This window comes from Mannheimia sp. E30BD (assembly GCF_041807785.1).
Lineage (GTDB): Bacteria > Pseudomonadota > Gammaproteobacteria > Enterobacterales > Pasteurellaceae > Mannheimia.
Genome location: NZ_JBGTYX010000022.1, coordinates 1 through 9,834 on the forward strand (window position 1 = coordinate 1; position 9,834 = coordinate 9,834).

General features: G+C 39.3%; 12 protein-coding genes and 1 pseudogene. 2 read left to right on the top strand and 11 right to left on the bottom strand.

The window, feature by feature from the left end; translation table 11 throughout:
- Positions 1–221: 221 nt before the first annotated feature.
- The 3 genes and pseudogenes from ACERCG_RS10235 to ACERCG_RS10245 all read right to left on the bottom strand — a co-directional run.
- Positions 222–353 (bottom strand): annotated as a pseudogene (locus ACERCG_RS10235) (amino acid ABC transporter substrate-binding protein); the annotation flags it as partial.
- 226 nt (positions 354–579) lie between these two features.
- A complete protein-coding gene (gene ykgO, locus ACERCG_RS10240; RefSeq protein WP_025218041.1) occupies positions 580–705 on the bottom strand; it encodes a type B 50S ribosomal protein L36 in 126 nt (41 codons plus the stop codon).
- 11 nt (positions 706–716) lie between these two features.
- A complete protein-coding gene (locus ACERCG_RS10245) occupies positions 717–989 on the bottom strand; it encodes a type B 50S ribosomal protein L31 (RefSeq protein ID WP_373611970.1) in 273 nt (90 codons plus the stop codon).
- Between the two features lie 196 nt (positions 990–1,185).
- Between ACERCG_RS10245 and rpe the strand changes: the two genes are divergently transcribed.
- Together rpe and acpP are read left to right on the top strand one after the other, a co-directional pair.
- The gene (gene rpe, locus ACERCG_RS10250) at positions 1,186–1,863 is read left to right on the top strand and encodes a ribulose-phosphate 3-epimerase (protein WP_373611971.1); all 678 of its coding nucleotides are present in this window, start codon (positions 1,186–1,188) and stop codon (positions 1,861–1,863) included.
- Between the two features lie 196 nt (positions 1,864–2,059).
- Positions 2,060–2,290 (top strand): acyl carrier protein, encoded by a 231-nt coding sequence (gene acpP / locus ACERCG_RS10255; RefSeq protein ID WP_006249478.1) that lies wholly within the window; start codon positions 2,060–2,062, stop codon positions 2,288–2,290.
- Positions 2,291–2,336: 46 nt separating this feature from the next.
- On the opposite strand, the gene ACERCG_RS10260 is transcribed toward acpP, so the two are convergent.
- The 8 genes from ACERCG_RS10260 to ACERCG_RS10295 all read right to left on the bottom strand — a co-directional run.
- A complete protein-coding gene (locus ACERCG_RS10260; RefSeq protein WP_373611973.1) occupies positions 2,337–2,906 on the bottom strand; it encodes a DNA-3-methyladenine glycosylase I in 570 nt (189 codons plus the stop codon).
- Positions 2,907–2,983: 77 nt separating this feature from the next.
- Positions 2,984–4,282 carry a murein hydrolase activator NlpD gene (gene nlpD / locus ACERCG_RS10265; protein WP_373611974.1) on the bottom strand — a complete coding sequence of 433 codons (1,299 nt, stop codon included), beginning with the start codon at positions 4,280–4,282 and terminating at the stop codon, positions 2,984–2,986.
- A 17-nt stretch (positions 4,283–4,299) separates the two neighbouring features.
- Positions 4,300–4,503 carry a hypothetical protein gene (locus ACERCG_RS10270; protein WP_373611975.1) on the bottom strand — a complete coding sequence of 68 codons (204 nt, stop codon included), beginning with the start codon at positions 4,501–4,503 and terminating at the stop codon, positions 4,300–4,302.
- 12 nt (positions 4,504–4,515) lie between these two features.
- Positions 4,516–5,013 (bottom strand): LysM peptidoglycan-binding domain-containing protein, encoded by a 498-nt coding sequence (locus tag ACERCG_RS10275; RefSeq protein WP_373611976.1) that lies wholly within the window; start codon positions 5,011–5,013, stop codon positions 4,516–4,518.
- A gap of 20 nt (positions 5,014–5,033) precedes the next feature.
- On the bottom strand, positions 5,034–5,618 hold the full coding sequence (locus ACERCG_RS10280; protein WP_373611977.1) for a YqaA family protein: 585 nt from the start codon (positions 5,616–5,618) through the stop codon (positions 5,034–5,036).
- Positions 5,605–6,393 carry a 5'/3'-nucleotidase SurE gene (gene surE, locus ACERCG_RS10285; RefSeq protein ID WP_373611978.1) on the bottom strand — a complete coding sequence of 263 codons (789 nt, stop codon included), beginning with the start codon at positions 6,391–6,393 and terminating at the stop codon, positions 5,605–5,607. Before surE ends, ACERCG_RS10280 begins: the two co-directional genes overlap by 14 nt.
- 162 nt (positions 6,394–6,555) lie before the next feature.
- Positions 6,556–7,575, bottom strand: coding sequence for a tRNA pseudouridine(13) synthase TruD (gene truD / locus ACERCG_RS10290; protein ID WP_373611979.1), 1,020 nt, complete (start codon positions 7,573–7,575; stop codon positions 6,556–6,558).
- Between the two features lie 18 nt (positions 7,576–7,593).
- Positions 7,594–9,834 (bottom strand): autotransporter domain-containing protein (locus tag ACERCG_RS10295; RefSeq protein ID WP_373611980.1); only part of this gene is annotated, 2,241 nt, incomplete at its 5' end.

The window sequence follows — 9,834 nt, forward strand, 5'->3', positions numbered from 1 at the left end:
CTGATACCGACAACAAAACTACGTTTAGCAACATCAATGCCACAGAAATTAAGTTCATTCATCGTAACCTGCCTTGTATTCGGGTTGTGTTCGTGCAACTGTTCGGTTTTTGTGATGAAAGTTGTCGGCTCTCTAAGCTACACAACGAAGTGCTTTCAAGGGACGAGACGAGATGCCGATAACGGGTTGTGTTGCTTAGTTTAACTCATTTGAGATATACAAGGGGCGTAAGTTCCTTCTGTACCAACGGTAATAGTACCTTTGTTATTGATACGCTCAATTAAGCTCTCTTTAGCAAATGCAGAAACAGAAAGGGTAAGAGCTAATGCAGCAACTGATAATTTTTTCAACATAATAAATTCCTTTTGATAGGTAAGTTAAATTTTTTGCAAATTTAAAAGGAAAAATGAACGCTTGCAAATAAACTAAATGGAATAAGTCATAATGAAATGATTAGTTTAGTTTGAGCAGTGAGTTAAATAGCAGATTATGATGGAAAATTAGCAAATAAAGAGAATGATTTTGAATATTTGGTTATAAAAAAAGAGCACCTTAATAGTCAATTAAGGTGCTGCTTTTTTAACGCTGACGAGCTTTAAATCTTGGATTGGTTTTGCAAATTACATAGAGTTTACCTTTGCGTCTGACAATTTGGCAATCAGGGTGGCGTGTCTTTGCTGATTTTAATGAGTTTAAAATTTTCATTTTATGTCCTTCTATTTTTTATTTGAAAGGGTTGTAGCAAAGCCTTTAAATCTATCTTTAAATTGACTTGCACGACCTTCTGTATTCACTTCACGGCGTTTACCTGTGTAAACCGGGTGTGATGCTGATGAGGTATCTAAGGTATAAAGTGGATACTCTTTACCATCTTCCCATACCATTGTTTTGTTTGTTGAGGCACAAGAGCGAATAACCCAACCTTGTTGTACAGAGGCATCATAAAACAGTACTTCACGATAATTTTCAGGATGAATCCCTTTTTTCATATTTTCTCCAGAATTTTGACAATAGGCTCATTAACCATAATTAAATTATGGGATATATATTATACGAAATTTTATTCTTATTCCATAACTTTTTTATGGAATTTAAAGAAAAAGTGAATTTTTAGATCTAGATCTGATTTTCATTTTTAAAATTATGGTAATCTAGCAATTATTCATTCATAAATTGTGAGGAAATATGAGCAAAAATCCTTATTTGATTGCCCCTTCGATTTTATCGGCAGATTTGGCGAGACTTGGTGACGATGTGGCAGAAGTGCTAAAAGCTGGAGCGGATTTAATTCATTTTGATGTGATGGATAATCACTATGTGCCAAACCTAACTTTCGGCCCTGCAATTTGTAAAGCATTGCGAGATTATGGTATTCAATGCCCGATTGATGTGCATTTAATGGTAAAACCTGTTGAGCGTTTAATTCCAGATTTTGCCAAAGCAGGGGCGAATTATATTACTTTCCACCCAGAAGCAACGGAGCATATTGACCGCAATTTACAGCTAATTCGTGATTTAGGTTGTAAGTCGGGCTTGGTGTTTAACCCTGCAACACCGCTGCATTATTTAGATTATGTGATGGATAAAATCGATGTGATTTTGTTGATGTCGGTAAACCCGGGCTTTGGCGGACAATCTTTTATTCCCTCAACCTTAGATAAATTGCGTGAAGTACGCCGCCGTATTGATGAGAGTGGCTATAATATTCGCTTAGAAGTTGATGGTGGGGTGAAAGTGAATAATATTGCGGAAATTGCCTCAGCAGGTGCAGATATGTTTGTAGCTGGTTCTGCGATTTTTGACCAGCCTGATTACCAAGCTGTGATTGAGCAAATGCGAGCTGAATTAGCTAAGGTTCGTTAAGCAGATCGGGAAATTTGAACTATCGCTATAGATTAAAGACAAACATAATGATAGAATGGCGAAACTGATTACAGTTTTATTCTTGTGTATTGAAGTAGTCTGGTTAGACCTTTTTATAAAAGGTTGTATCTAAAATTATTTCGATTACACTAATTAACTCTCGCACTTATGCGATATTCACTATAGGAAAAACAAAATGAGCATTGAAGAACGCGTAAAAAAAATCATTGTTGATCAACTTGGCGCGAAAGCAGAAGACGTTAAACCAGAAGCTTCATTCATTGAAGATTTAGGTGCTGACTCTTTAGATACAGTTGAATTAGTAATGGCTTTAGAAGAAGAATTCGATATTGAAATTCCAGATGAAGAAGCTGAAAAAATTACTACAGTTCAATCAGCGATTGATTACGTTCAAAACAATCAATAATTTGAATTGAGATGAGGCGACCACTAAGTCGCCTTATTTTTTATCGCTATTTTGTTTTACAGATGCAATTATTCAAATGGTCATCAACTAATCCCATTGACTGCATAAACGCATAGCAAGTGGTTTCCCCTACGAAAACAAATCCTCGCTTTTTTAATGCTTTAGACATCGCCTTTGAGTTCTCCGTTTTCGCCGGAATGGCTTGAAGGGTTGGTACATCATTAATTTGTGGTTGATGATTTACAAACGCCCAAATAAAGTCGCTGAAATCTTCGCCTTTTTCCTGCATCGTAAGATAGGCTTTCGCATTTTTGATAATGGCTTCTAATTTTGCACGGTGGCGGATTACCCCGGCATTTTGCATTAATTGATCGAGATCGGGTTCTGTCATTTGAGCGATTTTGACGGGATCAAATTGATAAAATGCTTGGCGATAGGCTTCTCGCTTTTTCAATACCGTAATCCAAGATAGCCCGGCTTGTTGTCCTTCAAGGCAAATTTTTTCAAACAGCTTGAGGCTATCAAATTCAGGTTTCCCCCATTCTTCATCGTGATATTTCACATAAATATCACTACCTTCACACCAATCGCATCTTATTATTTGTCTATCTGTCATTTGCAAAATTCCAATAGAAAAAGACCGCTTGTAATTAGCTAAGGATACAAGCGGTCTAAAAAGGTAAAAATTTACCATTATTTTCTTGGTAAATAACGAGCAGGATCGACAGACTTACCTTTGTAACGAATTTCAAAGTGAAGTTTGTTAGTATTTGTGCCTGTGCTGCCTAAAGTACCGATCTTCTGACCTGCTTTAACGGTGTCTTGCTCATCAACATCAATGGTGTTGTTGTGTGCATAAGCACTTAAGAAATCATCGGTATGTTTGATGATGATTAAGTTCCCATAGCCTTGCAGAGCATTACCTGCATACACCACTTTACCTGCTGCCGCTGCACGCACATCTTGACCTTTCGTACCTGCAATATCTAAGCCTTTATTACCGCCTTCTGCAGATGAGAAGCCAGCAATAACACGCCCATTTGTTGGCCATTGCCATTTGATTGATGAAGCTGGTGCTGCTGTATTTGAACTTGATACTGAATTTGCCGTTGTTGCTGTAGTTGCTCGAATAGTAGAGCTTGTTGGGTTCTCAATTTGGCTTACTGTACCTGCTGAAGCTGTTACTGCTGAAACTGTACCGGCTGAAGCACGAATACCGCTATTCGCAACAGGTACTTCTGCATTGCCGGCACCTGCTTTTACAGGACCAGTAATGTTGCCATCAGATGCATAAGTTGTACCATTTGCACCTTGCTGATAAGTAATTTGCGGTTCAACAGGCACAGTAATTTTTTCCTCAACCGTAATGGTTTCAGTAGCCGATTTACCCGTTTTGATTTTTTGCCCAACATTTAATTGATAAGGCTCACTCATATTGTTGAGAGCAGCGATTTCTTTGACATCTTTACCCACAATATAAGCAATTAAGAACATTGTATCGCCTTTGCGAACTGTGTAAGTTGAGCCGTCATAGAAGCCTTTTTGAATTTGGTTATACATCGGTGCATTGTTAGCATCGCGAGGAATCTCAAAATTCTGATCGACTTTTTTCTCTACCGTTTTGGTTTTTTTCACGATTTTGGTCGTGGTTGTCGGCTGTGGCGGTTGCTCCGTAATCACAGGATTAGTAATAACAGGCTGTGGTACAGTCGCAATCGACTGCGGTGTAGAAATAGGTTGTGGCACAGAAGAAACAGGCTGTGGAATTGTTTGCACAGACGTGTTCATTGAGCTTGGCATTGGTGCTGATTGAATATCAGACTGCCAACCACCACTTGAGTTTATTGTACCCACATTGGTATCTACAGGCTGCATTACACCCGGGCTTAGTTCATTATTGCCCGAAGCATTTACCACTGGTGCAGGATTGTGCGAGGAACAAGCAGCTAAAATAGCAGAAACTAAAGGTAAAAGAATAAATTGCTTTTTCATTAAATGATTATCCTAAATTATTTCATTGTATCAGGCATAGAAGTTGGCTTGATATCAGACGGTAAACTATAACTTCCTTGACTTGCTCCAGAGCCTGCAACAGGCTCTAATGTGCCTGAGGGTAATAGGTTCGGATCATCAAGATTGTCTTGTTTTGAGCTTGTTCCACAAGCGGTCAAAAATGCACAAGAAATTGCAAATGTCAAAAATGATTTTTTCATTCCATCCGCCTATTAACGCACACGCAATACTTGGCCCACTTTTAATGTAGCATTTGCATTTAAGCCGTTTAAGTTTGCAATATGGCTCGCACTTGTGCCTGTTAAGTAGCCGATTAAATAAAGAGTATCGCTTCTACCCACTGTATAAGAGCTATCGGTGTAGCAACCTTTGGTAATTTGTGAGTAAATTGGGGCATTATTGCCATCACGCACAACTTGGCAGTTGCCTACAGTTTCTACTTGAGAGCCATAGCTACCGCTTGAGACAGGTGTTGGAGCAGGTGCAGCACTAATAGGCTGAGGCGCTGAGTAAACAGGCTGTGCTGGCGGCACTGCAACAGGCTGATTCATTGAAGCAGGCATTGGTGCAGTTTGAATGCTATCCGCTGCTTGCCAGCTTGCATTTGCTTCTGTCATTTCTGAAGATGAAGTATTTGATTCACTGGAAGTATTTGAACAACCCACTAATGCAAAAGATGCAAGAGATAAAACAAAAAGTGATTTTTTCATTTTCTATTATCCTTAAAATTTTAGTTCAATAATTTATAAAGAAGATAGGTAACTACCGCAAGTAGGATAGTTACCCAACCAATTAATTCAATAGAGTGGCGAATTCTAACTTCATATTTTTTTCCACCCCACGCAGAAAGTTTTGCAACCAAAATAAAACGAGCAAAACGAGAAATTGCAGCGGTTATTACGAATGGGAAAAATGCCATCTGTAATACGCCTGAACATACGGTAAATACTTTGTAAGGAATCGGAGAGAACCCTGCTAAAAATACCACTGCCACGCCCCAAGTTTCAAACCAATCCTTTGCTCTATCAAAGTTTGCTTGCATTCCCCAGTTGGCAATAACACCTTGCACCCAGTCGGTTGCATATAAGCCGATAAAATAACCGATAATACCACCTAACACGGAAGCAATGGTGGTATAAAGTGCATATTTAAACGCATTTTCTGGCTTTGCCATCGACATAGGAATCAGCATTACATCAGGCGGAATAGGAAAGAAAATTGCCTCAATAAAGCTGACGAAACTCAACCAAAATGCCGCAAAACGGTGTTCTGACCATTCCATTGTTTTGTCATAAATTTTTTCAAACAGTTTCATTAAAAATGCCTTTTAAAGTCGCAATCATTTTATGTGCGGTCATATCCACTTGGATTGGAGTAATAGACACACAATCTCGATTTAACGCATAAAAATCTGTGCCGTAGCTTTCATCAATAGGATCGCCTGTTACACCAATCCAGTAAACATAGGCATTACGGGGATCTTTCTGTTTTACAATTTCAGCTGCCGGTGATCTCGCACCTAAACGGGTGATCATCGTACCTTTAAGTTCTGAATAAGGTAAATTTGGCACATTCACATTTAAAACGTGGTTTGTGGGGAACACTTGGCTTTCCATTTTTACCAGCAAATCTAATACAACCTGAGCCGCAGTTTCAAAATGGTTTTCTCCATCTAAAAACGAGGAATGTTTACGTCCAACTAGCGAAACCGCAATGCTCGGTAATGGCAAGTGGCGACCTTCTAATGCCGCTGCCACTGTGCCTGAGTAAACCACATCATCGCCTAAGTTCGCCCCGTGATTAATGCCCGAAACTACCAAATCAAATTTTTCGGCAAATTTGCCATCAAATAAGCCATTTAAGGCTAAATGGACACAATCGGCTGGCGTGCCAGCAATTACCGCATAATTATATTCATCAAAACGATGTACACGCAGAGGATCAACTAGTGTTAAACAACTTGATGCCGCACTGCGGTTACGATCGGGTGCGATAATCGTAACAATATGCCCAGCATCTCGTAATGCTTTGGCTAAGGTTTGAATGCCGACAGCGTGAAAACCGTCGTCATTACTGATTAAAATTCTCATAATTTCCTTTAGATCTTACTGCTAAAGAGATACTAAGTATAAAAGTAGTCAATTCTAACAATTTTTCGACAATTTTTTTAGTCTAAAAGTGTAAAAAGCGGTAAGATTTTAAGAAAGTTTTGCAAATTGCAAAAAATCTAATAAATCTAACCGCTTGCTAAATTAAACTTCATTCTCTTCTGATAAAAGAATCAGCTCTCGTACCAATCCTGTAGCATAACTGCCTGAATCTAAAAAGAATTTCAATCGTAATCCGTCTGTTTCAAACTGCCATTTGAGATATTGAGGCTTACACAGCATTGCTCGGCGAGCATTATTCATTCGCTCTTTTTTCATCAATGCCACTAAATCAGCGTGTTGCTCAATGATGGATTTCTCCGTTGGATTGCTTTCTACCTCAAGGGATTTTTCACCGATGAGAGGAGCAGTGAGTAACACATCGGAACTAGTTAAACGTGCTTGTGTTTCGGCAATATCTTCTTGTTTTACACAGAAAAAACTATTTGAGCCAGCCAGCTGAACATAATCATTCTCTAGCACTTGGTTTATCAAGCCATCAGCAATACGTTGGGAAACCACTAAATTAAACACTTCCGAGCGAGCAGCTGAAAGATAAAAACTGCGTTTTTTACGATCTTTTACGGTAATCTCGCCTTTTGCCCAACGCAGAGCTTGGGTTAAGTTATGTCCATCTCGCCCGAAGCGCTGTTCGGTAAAATAATTAGGAAATCCGACCGCTTGTATTTGCTGTAAGCGATGAATGAGATCATCGCTTTTTTTAACATCTCGTAGTAATAATTCAAAGTGATTGCCAGCTAAAGATCCCACTCGAATTTTGCGATTATGCCGAGTCACATCTAAAATCTCCACGCCTTCACATTCAAAAGTCGAGAAATCAGGCGTCTCTTTACCTGCTAAGTGGAGGCTGAACCATTGTTCAGTTACTGCGTGGCGGTCTTTTAAACCAGCATAGCTCATATTTCGCTCTGGAATGCCTGCAAATTTTGCCAATTTTTCACCAACAAAAAGGGTATTCGCATTCGTTTTACGGATTTTAACCGCAACAAATTCGCCTTCGCCAGAGAGTTCATAGCCTAATTCTTCACGTACAATAAAGTCGATGAATTCGGATTTTAAATGTCCGCTTTGTAATGGTGTACCCCAAATATATGCTAAATTCACTTTCACCTCGATAAAAATTTACCATTCATAGCCTATTTTAAAAGACAGAGATTTTTGATTTTGTCTTTTATTGCCTTTTAAAATGCCTGCATTAATGCGGGTATTCCAGTTATGGAACGATAAGGAAATGCCCATTTCTTGTTTGAATTGATTTCCTATTCCCTGTTCCAAATTCCGTGCGTTTATTTGGGTTTTCAATTTTCCGTGATTAACATTTAAGATATAACTGCTGATCTCAGGTGTAATTTTCACTTTGTTAATATCGAACGTTTTACTGATTGATAATCCTGCTTGATAGCTTACTAAATCCACTGAAGGCGTGTTTATGTTTGCCATAGGTAATGGGTAATTTACACTTGATAGATGGTAGTAGCGTACGCCCATAGTTGGTTTAATATTAAAACCTTGAACCGCCCAATACTTACTAATATTGGCTCCAACTACTACAATATTACGATTAAATTTAGCGGATTTATCCATATAAGTAACGGTATTTTGGGCTTTACCTAAACTTGTATCAATACCAATAGATATGCCATTTTTCCACTCTTTTTTACCATAAAGAGATAACATTGTTGTTGTCCCTTTACCATTGAATGATTGTTTAAAATCATTTTTTGATTGGGATTTTGATAGTATCGCCCCGATAACAATGTTGTTATTCAATACGCTCTCTACTCCTAGATGAGTTTGAGTTAGTCTCTGATTAAAATTGTTTATAGTTGAACGATAGGTGCTATCTGTTGTGCCAATCTTTGCCCATACTTTCTGGTTGTTTGTACTTGGGGAAATAATGGCTTTATCTACCTCAGTAGTTAAGCTGAGCAGGGCATTGATTTGTGCTGCTGGCTCAGAAACAAAAATCGTACTATCTTTGTATTCAGGCAGAGGCTCAGCAGTAACACTCTCACCTTTTTGTGTGGTTTCTACCAAACCTGTATATTCAGGTAGAGGATCAGCAGTAACACTCTCGCCTTTTTGTGTGGTTTCTACCAAATCTGTATATTCAGGCAGAGGCTCAGCCGTAACGCTTTCACCTTTTTTTGTAATTTCTACCAAACCTGTATATTCAGGCAGAGGCTCAGCCGTAACGCTTTCGCCTTTTTTTGTAATTTCTACCAAACCTGTATATTCAGGCAGAGGCTCAGCCGTAACGCTTTCGCCTTTTTGTGTGGTTTCTACCAAACCTGTATATTCAGGCAGAGGCTCAGCCGTAACGCTTTCGCCTTTTTTTGTAATTTCTACCAAACCTGTATATTCAGGCAGAGGCTCAGCCGTAACGCTTTCGCCTTTTTGTGTGGTTTCTACCAAACCTGTATATTCAGGCAGAGGCTCAGCAGTAACACTCTCACCTTTTTGTGTGGTTTCTACCAAACCTGTATATTCAGGTAGAGGATCAGCCGTAACGCTTTCGCCTTTTTTTGTAATTTCTACCAAACCAGTGTATTCAGGTAGAGGATCAGCAGTAACACTCTCGCCTTTTTGTGTGGTTTCTACCAAACCTGTATATTCAGGCAGAGGCTCAGCCGTAACGCTCTCGCCTTTTTGTGTGATTTCTACCAAACCTGTATATTCAGGTAGAGGATCAGCAGTAACACTCTCGCCTTTTTGTGTGGTTTCTACCAAACCTGTATATTCAGGCAGAGGCTCAGCCGTAACGCTTTCGCCTTTTTTTGTAATTTCTACCAAACCTGTATGTTCAGGCAGAGGCTCAGCCGTAACGCTTTCGCCTTTTTGTGTGGTTTCTACCAAACCTGTATATTCAGGTAGAGGGTCAGCGGTGACGTTTTCGCCTTTTTTTGTAATTTCTACCAAACCTGTATATTCAGGTAGAGGATCGGCGGTGACGCTTTCACCTTTTTTTGTAATTTCTACCAAACCAGTGTATTCAGGTAGAGGATCAGCAGTAACACTCTCGCCTTTTTGTGTGGTTTCTACCAAACCTGTATATTCAGGTAGAGGATCGGCGGTGACGCTTTCACCTTTTTTTGTAATTTCTACCAAACCAGTGTATTCAGGTAGAGGATCAGCAGTAACACTCTCGCCTTTTTGTGTGGTTTCTACCAAACCAGTGTATTCAGGTAGAGGGTCAGCGGTGACGCTTTCGCCTTTTTTTGTAATTTCTACCAAACCTGTATATTCAGGTAGAGGATCGGCGGTGACGCTTTCACCTTTTTTTGTAATTTCTACCAAACCAGTGTATTCAGGTAGAGGATCAGCAGTAACACTCTCGCCTTTTTGTGTGGTTTCTACCAAACC